Raw genomic sequence first — 19,876 nt, 5'->3', positions numbered from 1 at the left:
CGGAACCGTCCGGCTGCTGCCCGAAATCTGGAAAAGCTTAAAACAAAAAAGCCCTGCCGCATGCGACAGGGCTTTTGCCGTTCTGGAACGCGGCGAACCGCGTTGCTGACCGTGCTGGTCCGATTACTCGGCAGCGACGATGGAAACGGTCTGCTTGTTCAACGCGCCCTTGAAGCCGAATTGAACCTTGCCGTCGATCAGCGCGAACAGGGTGTGATCCTTGCCCATGCCGACGTTCACGCCAGCGTGGAAGCGCGTGCCGCGCTGACGCACGATGATCGAACCAGCGGGAATCAATTCGCCGCCGAATGCCTTGACGCCCAGACGCTTCGATTCTGAGTCGCGTCCGTTCCGCGTAGAGCCGCCGCCCTTTTTCTGTGCCATGTTTAGCTCCTGCTAAGTGGTACCGAGTCGCTTCTTAAGCCGTGATGGCTTCGATGCGGATTTCGGTGTAGTTCTGACGGTGGCCCTGACGCTTCTGGTAGTGCTTGCGACGGCGCATCTTGAAGATCTTGACCTTGTCGTGGCGGCCTTGCGCAAGAACCGTTGCCTTGACCACTGCGCCGGAGACGAGGGGCGTGCCAACTTTCAGTTGGTCGCCTTCGCCCACGGACAGCACTTGGTCCAGGGTGATTTCTTGCCCAATGTCTGCCGGTATCTGTTCTATCTTGAGTTTTTCGCCAGCGGCAACGCGATACTGCTTGCCACCGGTTTTTACGACCGCGTACATGGGGGATTCCTTAAATAGGTAAATGGGTTCATCCGCGCTGCCTGCCCTGCTGGGCGGGATTGCCGCTCTGGCGGGCGCTTTCTTCTCCTGGCGCCAGAGCCTGGCAAGAGAGGGAAAGGCCTTGATGCCTGGGAAAGTAGAACCTTCCTTGGCACCCAGAGGGGTGACGCAAATGCAACCGACGTAATTCGGGCATTGCTGACCGAATCCGGAATATTAGCCCGGGACTTTCAGAAAGTCAAAAAGCCGTTGCAGGCTAAGGGCTTAGGTGTCGCATGCGCGCTTCAAGCGCCGGGGATCACCCGCAGGGCGATGTCCCGTGCCACGAGGCGGATGCCCGCAATGGCGTCATGGCGGTGCGTCTCGTCCAGCCGGTCGGTGGGGATCGACGTGCTGACGGCCACCCGCTTGCCCTGCGGCGTCATGCCCACGTAGGCGGCATAGCAGACCAGGCCTGTCGCCACTTCCTCCAGATCCTGCGCGAGGCCTGTGCTGCGCACCTGGGCCAGTTCCTGATCGAGCGCGGCGCGGGTGGCGAGGCTGCGCTCGGTGACGCGCGGCAGCGTATCCGGCACGCGGGCGGCCAGGTCTTCGGGCGGCAGGCTGGCCAGCAACGCCTTGCCCAGCGCGCAGGCGTGCGCCGGCAGGCGCAGGCCCAGGTCCGACACCAGTCGCACCGGGCGGCGCGCGTCTTCGCGGGCCAGGTAGACCACGTCGAAGCCATCCAGCGTCGCCAGTTGCACCACTTCGTTGTGCCGCGCCACGAAAGCGCCCGCGGCCGCCTGGAACGCCGCCTGCAGCCCGTCCTGGCGCAGATAGGCATGGCCCAGCGCCATCAGTTCGATGCCGATGACGTAGCCGCCATCACGGCGCTCGATCCAGCGGCGCTGTTCCAGGCAATCCAGCAGCAGATAGAGGGTGCTGCGGGCGAGCTGGCAGGATTCGGCCAGCTCGGATGCCTTGACCGGCGTGTTGCGGCCGGCCAGCACTTGCAGGATGTCGTGCGTGCGGCGGATGGCGGGGACGTCGTGTACGGTTGCCATGCTCTATTTGTCCAACATATTGGACATAAATTCATGATGTTGGACATGATAATGGAAGTCTCCTAGACTGCCCCACACATCATTCGAACAAGGCGAGGAGACTCATGGACCAAGCAAAGGCGCTGCCCGTCGATCTGGAACAGGCGTTGCTGGTGGGGCGGGTGTGGAGGCCGGGGCATGGTCCCAGCGTCGTGGCGGTGCGCCGCGGCGAGGTGATCGACATCACGGCGGCCGCGTCCACCATGGCGGACCTGCTGGACCGTCCCGACCGCGTGGCGCTCGCCGCCAGCGCCGCCGGCGAGTCGCTGGGCGATGTGCATGCCCTGATGGCAGCCAGCCTGGCAGGCCGGGAGGGCTTGCGCCTGCTGGCGCCTTGCGACTTGCAGCCCGTCAAGGCGGCGGGCGTCACCTTCGCCATCAGCCTGCTGGAACGCATGATCGAGGAAGAGGCCGGCGGCGATGCCAGCCGCGCCGAGGAAATCCGTGTCCGCATGCAGGCGCTGATTGGCTCGGACTTGTCCCGCCTGCGGCCGGGCTCGCCCGAAGCTGCCAAGCTGAAGGCCGAGCTGACCGAGCGCGGCCAGTGGTCGCAATACCTGGAGGTCGGCATAGGCCCGGACGCCGAGATTTTCTCCAAGGCGCCGCCCATGGCGTCGGTGGGGACGGGTGCGCATATCGGCGTGCTGCCCGAATCCCGCTGGAACAATCCCGAACCCGAGATCGTGCTGGCGGTGGACAGTCGCGGCGAGGTCGTCGGCGCCACGTTGGGCAACGACGTCAACCTGCGCGACATCGAAGGCCGCAGCGCCTTGTTGCTGACCAAGGCCAAGGACAACAACGGCTCTTGCGCCATCGGTCCCTTCATTCGCCTGTTCGACGGGGACTTCAGCCTGGACAGCGTGCGCCAGGCCGATGTGTCCTTGCGCATCGAGGGCCTGGACGGCTTCGTGCTGGACGGCGTGAGCCACATGCGCGAGATCAGCCGCGATCCGCTGGACCTGGCGCGCCAGGCCTGCGGCAAGCATCATCAGTACCCGGACGGCTTCATGCTGTTCCTGGGCACCATGTTCTCGCCCACCCAGGACCGCATGGGCCCGGGCACCGGCTTCACCCACAAGCTGGGCGACCGCGTCGTGATCGCGTCCGAGCGCCTGGGCGCGCTGGTCAACGAAGTGCGTCTGGCCACCGAGATCGAGCCCTGGACCTTCGGGGTGCGCGCACTTTACGCCAGCTTGGCCGCGCGCGGCCTGCCGAGGCAAGGCGCCTGATCCGCCGCAGGACGGCGCCGGGCAGGGGCGCGCTCCGGGGCGCCACCCCTGCCGGCGATTCCGCCAGGATGACGGCTCGCGTCCGTCACTCCCCGTATAATCCTTGGTCGAATCCTCCCGCCGTCTGCGGCGGGCCCAGCGGTAAGAGCCGGCGCGCGTTCACGCCGCGGCTCGTTTCACTCTCCCGGATACGTCTTGAATCTCCCCGAGCTTGTTGCCCCCATTGCAGACGATATGAAAGCCGTCGACGCGGTCATCCGCGAGCGGCTGAATTCCGAGGTGGTCCTGATCCGCACGATCGGCGACTACATCATAGGCGCGGGCGGCAAGCGCATGCGCCCGGCCATGGTACTGATGGTGGCGCGCGCGCTGGGCTACGATGGCACGCACCACCAGTTGCTGGCCGCCGTGGTTGAGTTCATCCACACCGCGACCCTGCTGCACGACGACGTGGTCGACGAATCCGACCTGCGCCGCGGGCGTGAAACCGCCAACGCGGTCTTCGGTAACGCCGCCAGCGTGCTGGTGGGCGACTACCTGTATTCGCGCTCCTTCGAGATGATGGTGGAAGCGAACTCGATGCGCGTCATGAGCATCCTGTCCGAAGCCACCACCGTGATCGCCGAGGGCGAGGTGCTGCAGCTGCTGAACGTGCATGATCCGGACGTCTCGCAGGAACGCTATCTGCAAGTGGTGCGCTACAAGACCGCCAAGCTGTTCGAGGCCGCCGCCCAGGTGGGCGCCGTGCTGGCGGGCGCCACCCCCGAGCAGGAAGCCGCCGCGGCCGCCTATGGCCGCCACGTGGGCACCGCCTTCCAGTTGGTGGATGACGTGCTGGACTACAGCGGCGACGCCGCCGCCCTGGGCAAGAACGTGGGCGACGACCTGCGCGAGGGCAAGCCCACGCTGCCGCTGATCCGCGTGATGGAAGTGGGCACGCCGGAACAGCAGCAATTGATCCGCGACGCCATCAAGACCGGCGACGCCGACTTCGCCGCCGTGGCCGCCGCCATCCAGGCTACCGATGCCCTGGAACACGCCCGCCAGGCCGCCGTGGCCGAAGCGGATCTGGCCCGAAAAGCACTTTCTGCTTACCCCATTTCCCCTTTTCAAAAATCTCTGTTAGAATTCTGCGCTTTCGCGGTGAACAGAGATCGCTAAGCGAATTAGGCGAAAAATCTGGGGCAACCCAGGTGTTGGGAAAACCCGGATGGGAAAGCCCGGTGGCCTGAAACGTGGCGGTTGATAGTGAAAGCGAAAGATGATTTGGTTGCACTGAGCGCAGCGAAGTCAGTAGTAGTAGTAAGAGTTGTACTAAGACTCGGGGCGTAGCTCAGCCTGGTAGAGTACTGCGTTCGGGACGCAGGAGTCGGAGGTTCGAATCCTCTCGCCCCGACCACTCATGTGGTCGAATTCATGAAGGTGTTTCCCGACGCCTTTGGCTGAAAGCCGGTATCGCGCAAGCGTTGCCGGCTTTTTTGCATTTGCGTGTCGGATTCAGTCATCCCGCCGTCATTCCGCGTCTCTAGACTCCCGCCTTTTTCGAACAGGCAGCAGAGATGACGAAGGACAGCAAGCACGGCCAGGGTGATACGCAGATCGTGGAGCAGGCGGCGGATGCCTTGCCGCAGGCGCCCGACAACCGGCGGCGCAGCCTGCTGCGCGCCGGCTTGGGCGTGACGCTGTTGCCCATGGGCGGAAGTTTCCTGCTCAGCGGCTGCAATGGCGGCGGCGACGATGACGATGATGATGACGGCGATGGCGGCACGGGCAAGCCTCAGCCGGCCCTGGTGTCGAGCTTTGCGCTGGCGGTGCTGCCGGATACGCAGTTCTATTCTCGCTACGCGACCGACGCCGAGAACCAGCAGTTCATGCGCAAGTACGGCAGCGAGCCCTACCAGGCGCAGACGCGCTGGGTGGCCGAGCACGCCAAGGCGCTCAACATTCCCTTCCTGGTCCATCTGGGCGATGTGGTCGACCAGCAGGGCAAGCCCGACCAGTGGAAGGTGGCCAGCGCCGCGATGAAGGTGCTGGAAGACGCCAAGGTGCCGTACTCGATCCTGGCGGGCAACCACGACGTGATCGTCGACCGCGACTATGTCGACGAGAGCAGCCAGTCGGCCAATACCGACGCGCAGCGCGACCTGGCCAAGGAACCCTACCTGCAGCATTTCAGCGTCACGCGCGCCAAGCAGCAGGCCACCTTCGGCGGCCGCGATGCCAGCGGCTTTCACGAGTACCACATGTTCGAGGCCGAAGGGCAGAAGTTCCTGGTGCTGTCGCTGTCCTGGCGCGCATCGAATGACGCGCTGGCCTGGGCCAACCAGGTGCTGCGCGCCAATCCCACGCTGCCCGCCATTCTGATCAACCACCAGCTGCTGAACATCGACAAGGATGGCGTCAGTCCGCTGGAAGTGCCCTACGGCAAGATGCTGTGGGACAAGTTGATCCGCGACAACGATCAGATCTTCATGACGCTCAACGGCCACTACCATGGCGCCACCCGCCTGACCAAGACCAACGCCTATGGCAACGCGGTGGAGGAGATGGTGGTGGATTACCAGATGGCCTACCAGGGCGGCAACGGCCTGATGCGTCTGTACGAATTCGATCTGGGCAACAACGAGATCCGCGTGCTGTCTTTCTCGCCCTGGGTGCCGCAGAAGCCCAAGGACACGCTCAATGCATTTGACCAGGCGGTGCTGACCGCGCCCAACGAGCAGTTCACCATCAAGATGGACTTCGCCAGCCGCTTCTCCGGCTTCAACAAGACGTTCAAGGCGGCGGCGCCCTCGCATACCTCGCTGGTCGAACAGGCCTCGGCGCTGATCCTGGCCAACTACACGGATCCCACGACCGTCGAACAGAAGCCGGCCGCGGACGTCAACGACTACCCGCTGGTGGCGGGGACGCTGGCGCACTGGCGCTTCTTCGGCGGGCAGGCCGGCCTGTCCGTCAAGGTGGGCGAGACCGTCGCGGATCTGACCGGCCTGAATCCGATCCGCCGCGCGGCGCTCAACATAGACGGCGTGGCGGGCGCGCAGGAAGGCGACCTGCTGTGGTCGGACGATCACCATTACCTGTCCGCCGCGCCCGGTTCAGTGCGGTTCCTGAACACCGATAAGAACACTGCGCGCATGAGTTACTTCACCACCGAAGCCACTGCCGCGATCAACGGCGCCACGGTGCCGAACGGCTACACGGTCGAGGCGTTCCTGAAGATCGACCGGGACTGGAGCGCGCAGAAGCACGCCTGGATGAACGTGATGACGCGCGACGGCAAGCGCGGCGATCTGGCCGGGTTCAATGGCGGCGACCCGGAATCCCCGCCCTTGATCTTCGCCGTGTCCAGCTTGCGCGAGATCCAGTGGGAAATCGTGCCGGTCGTGGCGGGTGAGCGTGGCGGCAAGACCAACTGGTCGGGCGAGATCATCGCGGACAAATGGTTCCACGTCGCGGTGGTCAACGACGCCGACACGCACGAGACCATTCTGTACATCGAGGGCGCGCCGGTATTGCGCAACGTCTGCAATGCGCCGGGCCTGGCGACGCTGGCCGCCGACATGCCCTGGGTGATCGGAGCGGGTTCGTGGGACGGCGAACGCGCCGACGGCTTCTTCGGCAGCATCGGCGAGATACGCATCGTGGATAAGGCGCTCAAGCCCGCGCAATGGCTGACCGCGCGCCGCGCGAGCTAGCGCGTCATGCGGGACGCGCGCGACGCGTCCCGCATATGTTCAGCGTGGCGCCGCCGCGTCAGCCGCCTCGGCCCGCAGGCACTCGATCAAATCCCGCATCCGCGGCGACAAATCCAGGCTGTGGTGCCGCACGATGCCCAGCGGGCCGAATACGGGAGGCAGCTCGATATCCAGAACGGCAACGCCGCCGCTGCCGGCCGGGTGGCGTGCGACGCAACGGGGCAGCAGCGACAGCAGGTCGCTGCTGGCCATCAGCATCATATTGTTCAGGGCCGAGGCCGATTCGATGCGCGACGGCGGGTACTGGCCGTGACGCTGCAGCAGCATGTCCAGGCCGATGCGCGCCGGGCTGCCGCGCGGCGGCATGATCCACGGATAGGCCGCCAGTTGCGCCCAGGAGACCTGGGCCACGTCCGCCAGCGGATGTCCGCTGCGCGCGCATACGCACATCGGCTCTTCGTACAGCACTTGCGTCAGGGTATCGGGCGTGCGCACGGCGGCGCCCATGCGCGCCACCAGCAGGTCCAGCTTGCGGGTGTGCAGGTCTGGCATCAGCGCTTCCAGTGAACCCTCGCGCACCAGCACATTGACATTGGCCGCCTGTTGCTCGAAACGCAGCAGCGCGCGCGGCACCAGGTAAGCCGCCGCCGCCGAGTTGACGCCGACATGGATGGTTTCCGCGTCGAGGCCGGGCGCGGCGGACCATTCGCCGCTCATGCGTTCCAGGTCACCCAGCACCCAGCGGGCGTGACGGATCAGGGAGTCGCCATGGGGCGTGGGGAAGGTGCCCTTCGGGGTCCGGTCGAACAGCCGGGCGCCCAGCATGTCCTCCAGTTCCGCGAGCATGCGCGACACCGCTGGCTGGGTGGTGGCCATGCGTTGCGCCGCCACGCCGACGTTGTGGACTTCGTCCAGCAATAGCATGAGTTGCAGGTGGCGCAGGCGCAGCCGGCCACGCAGATACCAGTCTTGCTGCAGGGGAGCGATGGTGTCGGGAGGGTTCATCTCCACATATCAACTCTGATATGGAAAGTGAAAAATATATCATTGGACTGGAATGATGGGCTGGTCGATGATGATTGCCAGCGAGCCGCCCGCGAATGAGGCGAGCCGCGGGATGGAGACAATCATGCTGAAACTTGTGCGCGGCGCCCTGGCCGCCCTGAGTCTGGCCGTACCTCTGGCCGTTCCCCAGGCGGCCGTCGCGGCTTATCCGGACCGCCCCGTCACGCTGGTCGTGCCCTCGGTGCCCGGCGGCGCGGCCGATGTGGTCGGGCGTCTGGTCGCTGCGGAAATGTCCAAACAATGGAACGTTCCGGTCATCGTGGAAAACCGCGCCGGTGGCGCCGGCGTCATCGGTTCCCAGGCGGTGGCACGCGCCAAGCCCGACGGCTACACGCTGCTGCTGGGGCCGGACGCCTCGTTCACGGCGGTGCCTTACCTGATGCAGGACGTGCCGTATCGTGCCCAGGACTTCGCGCCCGTCGCGACGCTGGCGACCCTGCAGTACGTGTTGGTGGCGGCGCCCACGGCGCCGTTCAAGTCCTTGCGTGAACTGCTGGAGCAGGCGCGCGCCCGGCCCGACTCCATTACCTACGCCAGCGGCGGTCCGGGTTCCACCCATCATCTGGCGATGGCGTTGTTCGAGCATGCCGCTGGCATCTCGCTCAAGCACGTGCCGTACAAGGCCGCGCCCCAGGGCTTTGTCGGCGTGATGGGCAGCCAGGTCGACCTGATGTTCATCGTCGCCAGCACGGCCGTGCCGCAGATCAAGGCCGGCAAGGTGCAGGGGCTGGCCAACGCGGGAGCCGCGCCCATCGCGGGCGCGCCCGACCTGCCGATGGTGAAGGACGCAGTGAAGGACTTCACGTTCTACAGCTGGTTCGGCCTGTTCGCGCCGGCGCAGACGCCCGCTCCGGTGCTGGCCGATTTGCAGCGCGCCGTCGCCGCTGTCCTGAAGAGTCCCGAGGTCCGGGACAAGATGCAGGCCCAGGGCATGATCGTGGGCGACCAGGACGGGCTGGGCTTGAACGAACGCATCGCCCATGACATCCGTGTGCTCGCGCCCGTGCTTTCCGACATCAAGACCGCCACCAGCAAGCAGCAATGAAACGCCCCAACATTCTTCTCATCACGACCGACCAGCATCGCGGCGACTGCCTGGGCTTTGCGGGACGCCGGGTCAAGACGCCGCACATTGATCTGCTGGCGCGCACTGGCACGCATTTCGCGGCCTGCATCACGCCCAACGTCGTCTGCCAGCCTTCGCGCGCCTCCATGCTGACCGGCCTGCTGCCGCTGACGCATGGCGTCTGCGACAACGGCATAGACCTGGACCTGCGTACCGGCGAGGCGGGCTTTGCCGGCAGCCTGGCCGCTGCCGGCTACGACACGGGCTTCATCGGCAAGGCGCATTTCTCCACGCACCACACCTTCCAGGCCACGGGACGGCCCGAATGCCAGTACAGCGAGGCGGGCATGGGACCGGGCTGGGCGGGGCCGTACATGGGCTTCAAGCATGTGGAGCTGGTGGTGGAAGGCCATAACTATTGGCTGCCCACGCCTTTGCCCGGCGGCCTGAATCATTCGCGCTGGCACTACGGCGACGGGTTGGGCGAACTGCGCAACCAGCTGTATGAGACCGACCTGGGCCCGGCCAGCGGCGCGCCGCAGACCTTCCATTCCGCTTTGCCGGCGGCCTGGCACAACTCCGCCTGGATCGGCGATCGCACCATCGATTATTTGCGCGAGCATCGCAATCAGCCGTTCTGCCTGTGGGCTTCGTTTCCCGATCCCCATCACCCTTTTGATTGCCCCGAACCCTGGTCGCGCCTGCATCATCCCGACGAGGTCGATCTGCCGCGCCATCGCGTCACCGACTACGATCGCCGGCCCTGGTGGCACAGGGCCAGCATGGAAAGCAAGCCCATGGGCAATGCCGAAGTGCAGGCGGTACGGCAGAATTTTTCGCGCATGCCGACCCAATCAGACGAGGCGCTGCGCCGGATCATCGCCAACTACTACGGCATGATCTCGCTGGTGGACCATCAGGTGGGGCGCATCATGAAGGCGCTGAGCGAGTACGGGCTGGATCAGGACACCATCGTCATCTTCACCTCGGATCATGGCGAATGGCTGGGCGACCACGGGCTGATGCTCAAGGGGCCCATGCCGTATGAAGGCCTGCTGCGCGTGGCCATGGTGGCCAGCGGCCCCGGCATCGCGGCGGGGAGAAAGGTGGAAGACCCGGTTTCCACGCTGGATCTTGCTGCGACCTTCTGCGACTACGCCGGCGCATCGGCCCTGGGGCCGCAACACGGCCGCAGCTTGCGTCCGTTGCTGGAAGGCGGGGATGCCACCCGCGAGTTCGCCTTGAGCGAATGGGACGTGGCGGCATCGCGCTGCGGCGTGGAGCTGAAGCTGCGCACGGTGCGCACGCGCGACTGGAAGCTGACCGTCGAACTGGGCAGCGGCGCGGGCGAGATGTATTGCCTGGCCGAAGATCCGGACGAGATGGACAATCTCTTCGACGATCCGGGTCATGCCGCGAAACGGCGGGAACTGGCCGCCATGCTCGCAACCCGGCCTGCGGACCAGTTGCCGGCGCGCGTGCCGGCATCGGGTATCGCTTGAACTTGCGGCGCAAACCGGACGGTCAAGCCTGTTCGGTGGTCGGTTGGCCGGCAGGCTTGGCCAGGGCGCTTTTCACTGCGGCGAGCACGTCGTCGCAGATGAGCGCCACCGCGTCCGCCGACCCGCGCACGCCTGGCTGGTTCAGGCGGGTATCGAGCTGAGCGCACTGTTCGGCCAGCGCGGGCAGGCGGAAAATGGCCAGCATGCCACGCAAGGCGTGCAGTTCGCCGCGCAGGCTGCCGCTGTCTTCGTCGATGGCAGCGCGTTTGATGGTGTCCAGGGACTGCGCGCAAGATTGCTCCAGCGTGCGCAGCAGCGCCGGGGGGAAGGCGCGTCCACCGGTCAAGGCTTGCGGACCGTTATCGGCCGCTGCCGGGGCCTGTTGCGGGCCGCGGCCGGCTTGCCCGCATACGTCCAGCAAGGCGTGTTCGAGTTCGGCCAGCGGCAAAGGTTTGGTTAGCACCCGCGCGATGCCGGCTTCATTGCAGCGCTGCCGCTCGTGTTTCGTCACGCAGGCCGTGGCGGCGATGACGGGCATGTCCGGCCGCATGGATCGGGCCTGTCGGGCCAGCGCGTAGCCGTCCACGCCGGGCATCGCGAGATCGGTGACCAGCACGTCATAGCGGTGCGCTGCCAGCAGTGCGCAAGCCTGCGCACCTCCCTCCGCCAGATCGACTTCACAGCCCAGCAGCTTGAACTGTTCTTCGAACAGGCCGCGGTTGGCGGCATTGTCTTCGGCCACCAGCACCCGCAACGAGCGGGTCGAATGCCGCGGCGCGGGCGCGGGGGCCGCGGTGGACAGGGGCGCGTCCTGCAGCACATGCCGCAAGGCCGAGGCCAGGCCATGCAATCCGTACATCGAAACGCTGAGCTTGCGTCCCGTGTCCTGCGGCGTGGCGGGTCCAAGCATGCCGCAATCGATCACCCATGAAGATTGGTCCAGCAACCTGTCTTCGTCCTCCGGCTGCCAGTCCGTCTTGTCGCCCCAGATGATGAGGACCGTCGCTTCGTCCAGCGAGTCTTCGTCCAGTTCGGATGGATGGCGGTGGGCGTTGACGCGCAGTCCCCAGGTTCGCAGGACGGCTTCCAGGCCGTGACGGCAGTTGTCGCGCGCGGCCAGCAGCAACACCTGCTCGCCGGCGAACCATGGCCTGTCGGCCTCGGCGTTCTCGATGCCCAGCGGCAAGGAGAACGCGAACAGGCTGCCGCTTCCAGGTTCGCTGCGCACGGACAGGGAGCCGCCCATTGCCTCGACCAACCGGCAACACAGGGTCAGCCCCAGGCCCGTGCCGCCATAGCGCCGGCCTATGGTCGCGTCGGCCTGGCTGAAAGCGCGAAAGACACTCCGGGTCTGTTCTTCCGTCATGCCCATGCCGGTGTCCTCCACCTCGACGGCGATGCGGGCCGCGTCGGTGCGGGTACGCAGCACCACCTTGCCGTGGTCGGTGAATTTGATGGCATTGGAGAGCAGGTTGTGGATCACTTGTCCCAGTCGGGTGGCATCCCCTCGCATGGGCTGCCTGAGCGCAGCGCCCAGATCGCCGAGCAAGGCCAGTCCTTTGGCCTGGGCCTGGGGCGCGAACATGGATAGGGCGTGCGAGGCGACTTCGAGCAGGTCGAACTCCGTCTGCTCCAGGCTCAGTTCGCCGGCCTCGATCTTGGAGAAGTCCAGCACGTCGCTGATCGTGGCCAGCAGCAGTCCCGACGACACCCGCACGGTTTCGAGATGATTGCGCTGGATTGGCGCCAGGCGCGAGCGCGAGAGCAGCTCAAGGTGTCCCAGGATGGCGTGCAGCGGCGTGCGTATTTCATGGCTCATCGCCGCCAGGAAGGCCGACTTGGCGGCATTGCCGCGGTCCGCGGCGGCCTTGGCTTCACGCAGGCGGTGGGCCAGCTGATATTTTTCGGTGACGTCGATGAACGCAGCCACGACCACGTTAGATCCGCGATAGCGCGCGCCTGCCATGCTGACCGACAAGGTGACGGGAGTGCCATCGCAGGCAACGAACGAGAGGTCTTCCTCCACCACATCCGTATCGCGCCTGCCTGCGGCCGTGCCGGCGCGCCGCCGATAACGATTGGCCAGCTCTGCCGAAAGGCTGAATTTTCCCACGCCCACGCGCGCGGTCATCTTCTCCATGGCCGGGCTGTGCAACAGCGGACTGCCGCTGGCAGCGTCGATCAGACCCAGGCCCACGGGAGCCGTCTCGATGAGCGTGCGGTTGAGATGCTCGCTCTCCAGCGCCAGCCTGGAACGGTTCATCAAGGGCCGGACCACGCGCAGCTCGAAGTAGAGCAGCAGCGCCCATATCAACGCCAGCGTGGTTGCGGTCATGGTCGCGGGCGTGGTCAGCTGTGCGCTGATGGCATTGACGATGCTGCTCCAGTCCAGCGTGAAGACCAGCACCCAGCCCGTCGGGCCCAATCCTTCTGAAATCGAGAACTGGCCAGAGCGCGTTCTTTCCTGGCGCGTTCCGGCAGGGATATCGGCGAGGTCGGCGGCCGGAGCGGTTTCCTGCGCGTCGCCGACACCGCCGCCCGGCGACGCAGCGATGAGTTGGCCGCTGGCGGACATGATGGCGAAGTCGCCCGCCTGCAGGTTTGCCGCCTGCGAGGCGCCGGGTTGCAGGGGGGAATACTCCGTCACCAGCACGGCGACCGGCACGCCCTTGTCCAGTATGGTTCCACCGATGCGGAAGACCTGCTTGCCCGTGATCGGATTAGCGACGGGAGGGATCCAGCGCAAGGAGCGCCATGTGTCGGTGCCGGCATCGGTCGCGATCAGCATGCGCCGGCTGACTTCGCCGGTCAGCAGGGCGAGGTAGCGGTCGCGGTCCGCCAGGATCCTCTGGCGGACCGCTGCTTCGGGGGCAGGGACCAGGCCGGCGATGCTGCCATTGACCCCAAAGAAGAACGAGGCCAGCGAGTTGTCATGGGCCGCGGGCCCGCCTGAGGGAACGCGTCCGATCTGCTCGGCCAGATTGAAGAACTTTCCTGTCGCAGCGTTCGTCACCCGGCCGCCGCCCGAACCCAATATCCATTGAGAGCGGGAATCCTCGTCGGCCTCCACCAGCAGTTCTTCGCCCCGGCTGCGGTACTTTGCGATCTGGGCCGCGTCAAAGGGCGCCGCTTCTCGCCACATCAGCTCCGCGCTTGCCAGGCTGATGCGGAAGGCGTTCTCGCGCGTATAGATTTCCTTCATGAGCACGGCGTGTTCGGCCACGAACGATTGGCGCACGTACTCCAGATATTTTTCGGCGGTGGTCTTGGCTTCCAGGGCGAAGGTCAGCAGCACCGCGACCGTGATCAGCACGCCGCCGCCCAGGCTCTGCCAGCGCTGATAGCGGCGAAAGCGCGTCACGGTGTCGAGCCGCGAGGGGCTCAGGCGGTGGCGTAGTCGAATCAAGGCGCGGGAGGATGGGTGTCAGGCGGCGCCGGCATGCCGTCTCGGATAGGCGGGCGCTGCGGGTTTCTGGGGGCGGGCGCAGCTACTTGAACATTATTCCGGCCCGTTTGGCGCAAAGGCTTGCCAGCGGCTTTGACATGGATCAAGCGGCTGCCACTCGGGTCTGGTCGCGTCCAGCGTGTCGACATTGAACAAGGGGCAAGCACTGGTACCGCCGGAGACTCAGGCCGCTTTCTCGCCCTTCACGTCGGGTGGCGTCATATCGGCCATCGGCAGGGCGGCGCAGCCGTACCGGACCAGGTCCGCGTCGCGTTCGATGCCCAGCTTCCTCATCGCGCTGCGCTTCTGTGAGCTGACCGTCTGCACGCTGCGGCTGGAAATACGCGATATCTCGGTGATGGTTGCGCCCGCGCAAAACAGACGGATGATCTCTGCCTCTCGCCGCGTCAACCGCGGCTGTTGCGGCGAGAGGGATTCGCGGATGATCATGTCCTTCACCGTCGGCGAATAGTAGGTCCGGCCGCGGCTCATCGCGTGTATCGCTTCGGCGATATGGCGCGTTGAATCTGCCTTGCTGAGGATGCACAGGTTCTTTTCGGCCAGCAGCGCCCGCAGCAGCGTGGGATGCTCGACCATGGTGAGCACGGCCACTCGCAGCGCCGGGAAGCGCCGCCGCAAAAATCCGATGAGCCCCAGCCCGTCACCGTGCTTGCCGCCCGGCATCGCGTAGTCCGAGACCACCGCGTCGCACGGTTGAGTTTCAAGCAGGGCCACCAGGTCCGTGGAGTTCCTGGCGCAGCCGATCACTTCGATGGCCGGATCTCGCGCGAGCTCGTGGCTCACGCCCAGGGACACGATGGGATGGTCGTCGGCAATGATGACGCGGATGCGGCCGTGTGACATGTTTCTTTCCCCGTTCATCCAGAGCCTGCTGCGGAACTGCCGTGCGTCCATGGCGATTGCCGCCAAGTTTCGCAAGCAGGCGTTTGAAACGCTGTATGTGCGCGGCTGCTGTGGCGATGCCGCGTGCCGCCATATTACCGACGGCGTCCTCGCCAAAGAATAGGAGGAGTACTAAAGTGCGGCGCTCGTCGCAGCCGCCGCCACCCCCAACTCCGCGGCAGGCGACTGCCGAATCGTAGTAGTACGACTCCGATTTCGTAGTCTTCCCACAGTTCCACTCCCGTCCGCTCCGTATTCTGCCGGCAGGACGAGAATCGCCCGGCTTGGCAGGAGCGGCAGCCGGCCCGGGGGCAAACGCTTCCTGTGAAAAAAAGGCAGAGAGCAGGGGGCGGGAGATGACAGGGGAGAACGCGCGCCATCGGATGGCTGCGCTGGCCGCCGGGCTGGTCATGGCGTTGTGTGCGGACGTCTCGCGGGCGCAGATCCCGGATGCGGGGCGCGCCATGCGCGACCTGCAATCGGTCTTGCCCGCCATGCCCTCGGGTGGCACGGCTCCGGAGGTGCAATTGCCCGAACCGCAGCCGCCCGCAGCCGCGTCCGGCGAAGCGGCCACAGGCCCCGCCGTCAAGGTGCTCGAGTTCCGCTTCGAAGGCAACCGCGCCGTTGACGACGCGACGCTGCGGGCGCTGCTGGCCGATCTGGCGGGCACGGCGCTGACGTTTCCGGACTTGCGCCTGGCCGCTGATCGCGTCACCGCTTACTACCATGATCGGGGCTATGTGCTGGCGCGCGCCTACCTGCCGCCGCAAGACATCGATGCGGGCGTCCTGCGCATCGCCGTGCTGGAGGGCAGCTATGGCGAGATCGGTCTGCGAAACCGCTCGCGGATCCGCGATGCTGTGCTGGAACAGCCGCTCTCCGCCCTGCATCCGGGGGATGCAGTGCAGGCCCGTGAGCTGGAGCGCGCGCTGCTGTTGCTCAGCGAGCTGCCCGGCGTGGCGGTGAAGGGAACGCTACGGCCCGGCGCCGAAACCGGCAGCACCAGCCTGCTGGTGGATGCCGAGGCGGGACCGCTCGTCTTCGGCAGCGTGGACGCGGACAATTTTGGCGGCTACTACACCGGCGAATACCGGCTGAGCGGAAGCATCGGCGTCAACAACCCCCTGCGCCTGGGCGACCAGCTCAATCTGCGACTGTTGGGGAGCGATGGCGGGCAGCGCTACTACAACGCCGGCTATCAGCTTCCCCTTGGCTCCTGGTCCACGCGCGTCGGCATTGGCATGTCCAGCATGCGGTACGAACTCGGCAGGCGTTTCGAACCCCTGGGTGCGCACGGCCGCGCCGACGTGTCGACCGTGTTCATCCAGCAGCCCTTGGTGCGCACGCGCCGCGCCAGCTTGCGCCTGCAATTGCAGCACGAGCGCAAGCGTCTGGTCGACAGCATGGATCTCTTCGACGTAAGCAGCAGCAAGCGTATCGGGCTATGGACCGTGGCCCTGGCCGGCAGCAGCGAGGACGGATGGCTCGGCGGCGGAAGGACCATCTTGCAGCTGTCGCATGGCCGCGGCCGACTGCGCCTGGGCGATTCGCAAGCCGAGCGCGAGGACCGTCTGACCGTGCGCACTGCGGGCGGGTTCGCCAAGACCAATCTTTCGGCCAGCCGACTGCAGCAGCTCGTGGGCCGCCTGCAGCTGTATGCGCGGCTGGACGCGCAATGGGCGTCGAAGAACCTGGACAGTTCCGAGAAATTCAGCCTGGGCGGACCCTATGGCGTACGCGCCTATCCGCTGGGCGCGGCCAGCGGCGACGAGGGCTGGCTGGCCGGCGTCGAATTGCGTTACCAAATGGCTCCCGGGTGGCAGGCGAGCGCCTTTGCGGACCGCGGCAGCGTGCGCCTGAGCAAACAGCGCTGGACGCGCGAAGGCAACCGCAACGACCTGAGTGCGGCGGGATTCGGCATCACGAAGTACGGCGCCAACCATCAGGTGAACCTGAGCATCGCCTGGCCGATGGGCCGGCAGCTACCCGCGACGGAAGCGGACCGCGAGCCCCGCTTGTGGTTCCAGGCGTCGCGCTACTTCTGACGCAGGCGCATCACGCGCGCAGTTTTCTCAACCGGCGCAGTCTGCCGTGGCGGCGGATGCGCCATTCTCGCGAGGCAATCATGAACAAGACATATGCATTGGTATGGAACGAGGCCAGACAAAGTTGGAGCGTGGCGCGCGAGTCGGCGCGCCGCCATGGAAAATGCGGCGGCGGCAGGCGTGGTCACGTTGCCGCGCTGGCCCTGATCGGACTGGCGAGCCTGTCTGGCGCGCATGCTGCACCGACGGGAGGGACGATCGCGGCCGGCAATGGCATAGGCGATATCCACACCACGCTGGACCAGAAACAGGTGTCGATCAATCAGCACACGCAAAAGCTGATCATCGATTGGAACAGCTTCAGTATCGGCGCCGACGAACGTGTCGCCTTCAACCAGCCTGGCGTCGGATCCATCGCGCTGAACCGGGTGAACGGCCTGTCGCCAAGTTCGATCCTGGGACGCATGGACGCAAATGGCCAGGTTTTCCTCGTCAACCCCAACGGCATCGTCTTCGGCAGGGGCGCGGAGGTCAACGTGGGCGGACTGGTAGCGTCGACCAAGCAGCTTTCCGACACCGATTTCAACGCGGGCAACTATCGCTTCGCCGGGCCATCGGAGGCCTCCGTATTGAACCAGGGCGTGATTGCCGCGCGCGACCGCGGCAGCGTCGCGCTGCTGGGCGCCAAGGTCAGCAATCAGGGTGTGATCCAGGCGCGGCTGGGGCGGATCGCGCTGGCAGCCGGCGCAGAGTTCACTGTGAACTTCGACGGCAACGGCTTGCTCGATTTGCGGATGGATGGCGCCGCGCTGTCCGCCCTGGCCGAGAATGGCGGCATGCTGAGCGCCGACGGCGGGCAGGTCCTGATGACGGCCAGCGCCGCGGGAGCGGCCTTGCGCACGGTGGTCAACAGCCAGGGCATCATCGAAGCGAAGACGCTGCAGGGTCAAGGCGGCAAGATTACGTTGGACGGCGGAGGCGCCGGTGTGGTGGTGGCTGCGGGCAAGCTGAATGCCAGCGCGCTTGCCTCGCCAGGCAACGGCGGCGAGGTGGAGATGCGGGGGCAGCAGGTGGCCGTGCGGCTTGGCACTGAGGTCGACACGCGGGCCTTGAACGGCGATAGCGGCACCTGGTGCATCGCGTCGGCAGGGGTGACGGTGGGCGAAAACTCCACCGCGGCAAACGTCACGGTGCACGCGGACACCGTCGCCAGCAATCTCGCGGCCACCAACATCGTGCTGGAAGGCGCTGCGGGCGACGTCGCGCTCAATGGCCCGATCGCGTGGCACAGCGGCAACACGCTCGGCTTGGTTGCGGCGGGTGATATCGCGGTCAACGCAGACCTGGCCGCAACCGGCCAGAACGCCGCCATTGCCCTGTCCGCCGGCGGGGAAATCGCGCTTAACGGCAAGACTGCCATTACCGGCATCAACGGTGCCTTGTCCTTGCAGGCGCCCGGAGGCCATATTCTGGGCGAAGGGGCGGTGATCACGCTGTCCGGCGCAGGTGCATCGTTCAGCGCGCATGGCCAGCGTTACGCGGTGATCCAGAACCTTGCCCAGCTGCAGGACATCGACCGCAACCTGAGCGGCCTGTACGTGCTAGGCAACAAGCTGAGCGGACGCGGCTCGATCCAGGCCATAGGCGGTCCGCATGGCATCTTTTCAGGCGTCTTCGACGGTCTGGGCAATACGCTCAGCGGCTATTCGGTCAGCGGCGCGGGTCCCAACGTGGGCTTGTTCGCCGCCTCGTCCGGCAGCATCAGCAATGTCAACCTGGCGTCGATGGCTGTCAATGCGCCTGCCACCGGCGCGGCATCCATGTCGGTGGGCGCGCTGGTGGGCCGCAACTCGGGCCAGATCGTCAACGTATCCACGTCCGGGATGCACGTGAAGGGCAGTTCGTATCACCGTAACGTGGTGGGCGGCCTGGTGGGCACCAACGCCGGCGGCAGTATCGACCGCGCCACCGTCGCAGGCAGCGTATATGCAGGTTCGCGCACGATCGCCATAGGCGGGCTGGCAGGTGAAAACCTGAATTCCGCGACGAGCCGCGGCGTCATTACGCGCAGCGTCTCGCGCAATGTCGTATCGGGAGCGATGCAGCGCGATGAGCTGGGCGGCATGGGCGGTCTGGTTGGCGTGAACCGCGGCCTGATCGCGGACGCCGCCAGCCACGCCGGCACGCAAGCCACGGGAGCTGGCCACAATGTGGGCGGGCTGGTGGGCAGCAATCTGGGCGGCGACATCGAACGCTCGCTTGCGACCGGACGGGTGCAGAACGGCAGCGATGCATACACCGGCGGCCTGGTGGGGTTGAATAGCGGAGCCATTTCAGGCTCGGCCGCCGAAGGTGGCGTCAGTGCCGAGGGCGGCGGCTCCACCGGCGGCTTCGCAGGGCGCAACAGCGACGGCGGCTTGCTGCTGGACGTCAAGGCCGCAGGCGATGTGACGGCCGCCTATGGCGTCAATGTGGGCGGCCTGGTCGGCGCCAACGATGGACGCATCGATACGGCGGAGGCGGGTGGCGAGGTCAAGGCCGGCTACAACCGGAATGGAGGCCGGGCGGGCGGTCTGGCCGGCTATAACAGCGGCACGATAGAAGCCTCGGTCGCCCGCGGCAAGGTTGCTGGCGGACACTATGGGTACAGCGGGGGACTGGTCGGCTACAACACCGGCACGCTGGGCACGGTCAACGCCAGCGGCAACGTGACAGCGGGGCAGGGCAGTGCGGTCGGGGGGCTGGTCGGCGCCAATCAGGGCCTGATCGTTTCGGCGATGGCCAATGGCAATGTCTACGGCGGCGTCAACAGCCGTGCCGGTGGCGTGGTGGGAGAGAACGGCGACATGGGAGAGGTCCGGCAGTCCTCTTCCTCGGGCGAAGTGGGTGGCGCGAGCCGCGCCCTGCTGGGGGGCATTGCTGGGTTGAACCAGGGCGAAATCTCCTATTCCAGCGCGAGCGGCAAGGTGAATTTCGTGAACTCCCTTCAGCATACCTACGGCGGCCTGGCCGGCGCGAACTACGGCGTGCTGCGCGCCAACAGCACGTTGGGGCTGGCATCCCTGGTGCCGCCGGTGGGCTTGAACTACGGGATTGTCGAGCGTTGATCGA

13 protein-coding genes and 1 tRNA gene are annotated in these 19,876 nt (G+C 66.1%); 8 read left to right on the top strand and 6 right to left on the bottom strand.

Annotated features, from left to right (window positions below; translation table 11 throughout):
* Window positions 1-123: 123 nt before the first annotated feature.
* The 3 genes from rpmA to IB258_RS19845 form a co-directional block, all read right to left on the bottom strand.
* Window positions 124-384, bottom strand: coding sequence for a 50S ribosomal protein L27 (gene rpmA, locus IB258_RS19855; protein WP_006216229.1), 261 nt, complete (start codon window positions 382-384; stop codon window positions 124-126).
* A gap of 34 nt (window positions 385-418) precedes the next feature.
* Window positions 419-730 (bottom strand): 50S ribosomal protein L21, encoded by a 312-nt coding sequence (rplU, locus tag IB258_RS19850; protein ID WP_006216228.1) that lies wholly within the window; start codon window positions 728-730, stop codon window positions 419-421.
* A 284-nt stretch (window positions 731-1,014) separates the two neighbouring features.
* A complete protein-coding gene (locus IB258_RS19845) occupies window positions 1,015-1,773 on the bottom strand; it encodes an IclR family transcriptional regulator (protein WP_192353095.1) in 759 nt (252 codons plus the stop codon).
* A gap of 104 nt (window positions 1,774-1,877) precedes the next feature.
* Between IB258_RS19845 and IB258_RS19840 the strand changes: the two genes are divergently transcribed.
* The 4 genes from IB258_RS19840 to IB258_RS19825 all read left to right on the top strand — a co-directional run bounded on the left by IB258_RS19840 (window position 1,878) and on the right by IB258_RS19825 (window position 6,739).
* The gene (locus tag IB258_RS19840) at window positions 1,878-3,041 is read left to right on the top strand and encodes a fumarylacetoacetate hydrolase family protein (RefSeq protein ID WP_054457703.1); all 1,164 of its coding nucleotides are present in this window, start codon (window positions 1,878-1,880) and stop codon (window positions 3,039-3,041) included.
* 195 nt (window positions 3,042-3,236) lie between these two features.
* A complete protein-coding gene (gene ispB, locus IB258_RS19835; protein ID WP_192353094.1) occupies window positions 3,237-4,202 on the top strand; it encodes an octaprenyl diphosphate synthase in 966 nt (321 codons plus the stop codon).
* Between the two features lie 161 nt (window positions 4,203-4,363).
* A tRNA-Pro gene (locus IB258_RS19830) sits at window positions 4,364-4,440 on the top strand.
* Window positions 4,441-4,600: 160 nt separating this feature from the next.
* Entirely contained in the window at window positions 4,601-6,739 is a 2,139-nt protein-coding gene (locus IB258_RS19825; protein WP_192353093.1) for a LamG-like jellyroll fold domain-containing protein, read from the top strand.
* Between the two features lie 39 nt (window positions 6,740-6,778).
* Here IB258_RS19825 and IB258_RS19820 read toward each other — a convergent pair whose 3' ends face one another.
* Window positions 6,779-7,744 carry a LysR family transcriptional regulator gene (locus IB258_RS19820; protein WP_175213049.1) on the bottom strand — a complete coding sequence of 322 codons (966 nt, stop codon included), beginning with the start codon at window positions 7,742-7,744 and terminating at the stop codon, window positions 6,779-6,781.
* 124 nt (window positions 7,745-7,868) lie between these two features.
* Here IB258_RS19820 and IB258_RS19815 point away from each other — a divergent pair, with 124 nt between their 5' ends.
* Together IB258_RS19815 and IB258_RS19810 are read left to right on the top strand one after the other, a co-directional pair.
* Window positions 7,869-8,849, top strand: a complete 981-nt coding sequence (locus IB258_RS19815) for a tripartite tricarboxylate transporter substrate binding protein (protein WP_192353092.1) — start codon at window positions 7,869-7,871, stop codon at window positions 8,847-8,849.
* Window positions 8,846-10,372 (top strand): sulfatase-like hydrolase/transferase, encoded by a 1,527-nt coding sequence (locus IB258_RS19810; RefSeq protein ID WP_054457698.1) that lies wholly within the window; start codon window positions 8,846-8,848, stop codon window positions 10,370-10,372. The genes IB258_RS19815 and IB258_RS19810 overlap by 4 nt, the downstream gene beginning before the upstream one ends.
* 22 nt (window positions 10,373-10,394) lie before the next feature.
* Here IB258_RS19810 and IB258_RS19805 read toward each other — a convergent pair whose 3' ends face one another.
* Both IB258_RS19805 and IB258_RS19800 read right to left on the bottom strand, forming a co-directional pair.
* The gene (locus IB258_RS19805) at window positions 10,395-13,778 is read right to left on the bottom strand and encodes an ATP-binding protein (RefSeq protein ID WP_192353091.1); all 3,384 of its coding nucleotides are present in this window, start codon (window positions 13,776-13,778) and stop codon (window positions 10,395-10,397) included.
* 222 nt (window positions 13,779-14,000) lie between these two features.
* Window positions 14,001-14,732 (bottom strand): response regulator, encoded by a 732-nt coding sequence (locus IB258_RS19800; RefSeq protein ID WP_306650739.1) that lies wholly within the window; start codon window positions 14,730-14,732, stop codon window positions 14,001-14,003.
* A gap of 344 nt (window positions 14,733-15,076) precedes the next feature.
* On the opposite strand from IB258_RS19800, the gene IB258_RS19795 reads away from it, so the two are divergent.
* The gene (locus IB258_RS19795) at window positions 15,077-16,765 is read left to right on the top strand and encodes a ShlB/FhaC/HecB family hemolysin secretion/activation protein (protein WP_192353090.1); all 1,689 of its coding nucleotides are present in this window, start codon (window positions 15,077-15,079) and stop codon (window positions 16,763-16,765) included.
* Between the two features lie 80 nt (window positions 16,766-16,845).
* Window positions 16,846-19,872 carry a filamentous hemagglutinin N-terminal domain-containing protein gene (locus IB258_RS19790; protein WP_192353089.1) on the top strand — a complete coding sequence of 1,009 codons (3,027 nt, stop codon included), beginning with the start codon at window positions 16,846-16,848 and terminating at the stop codon, window positions 19,870-19,872.
* Window positions 19,873-19,876: the final 4 nt, after the last annotated feature.

The organism is Achromobacter sp. ACM02 (assembly GCF_014851605.1).
GTDB classification, from domain to species: Bacteria; Pseudomonadota; Gammaproteobacteria; order Burkholderiales; family Burkholderiaceae_B; genus Achromobacter; species Achromobacter aegrifaciens.
Note: the sequence above shows the minus strand (reverse complement) of the source record. Positions and strands in the feature narration are given on the sequence as shown.

Bases quoted from the DNA above. Each gene is read 5' to 3' on its own strand.
- IB258_RS19840 (WP_054457703.1), top strand. From the start codon at position 1,878: ATGGACCAAGCAAAGGCGCTGCCCGTCGATCTGGAACAGGCGTTGCTG.
- rplU (WP_006216228.1), bottom strand. From the start codon at position 730: ATGTACGCGGTCGTAAAAACCGGTGGCAAGCAGTATCGCGTTGCCGCT.
- rpmA (WP_006216229.1), bottom strand. From the start codon at position 384: ATGGCACAGAAAAAGGGCGGCGGCTCTACGCGGAACGGACGCGACTCA.
- IB258_RS19815 (WP_192353092.1), top strand. From the start codon at position 7,869: ATGCTGAAACTTGTGCGCGGCGCCCTGGCCGCCCTGAGTCTGGCCGTA.
- IB258_RS19795 (WP_192353090.1), top strand. From the start codon at position 15,077: ATGACAGGGGAGAACGCGCGCCATCGGATGGCTGCGCTGGCCGCCGGG.
- IB258_RS19825 (WP_192353093.1), top strand. From the start codon at position 4,601: ATGACGAAGGACAGCAAGCACGGCCAGGGTGATACGCAGATCGTGGAG.
- IB258_RS19845 (WP_192353095.1), bottom strand. From the start codon at position 1,773: ATGGCAACCGTACACGACGTCCCCGCCATCCGCCGCACGCACGACATC.
- IB258_RS19820 (WP_175213049.1), bottom strand. From the start codon at position 7,744: ATGAACCCTCCCGACACCATCGCTCCCCTGCAGCAAGACTGGTATCTG.
- IB258_RS19810 (WP_054457698.1), top strand. From the start codon at position 8,846: ATGAAACGCCCCAACATTCTTCTCATCACGACCGACCAGCATCGCGGC.
- IB258_RS19800 (WP_306650739.1), bottom strand. From the start codon at position 14,732: ATGGACGCACGGCAGTTCCGCAGCAGGCTCTGGATGAACGGGGAAAGA.
- IB258_RS19790 (WP_192353089.1), top strand. From the start codon at position 16,846: ATGAACAAGACATATGCATTGGTATGGAACGAGGCCAGACAAAGTTGG.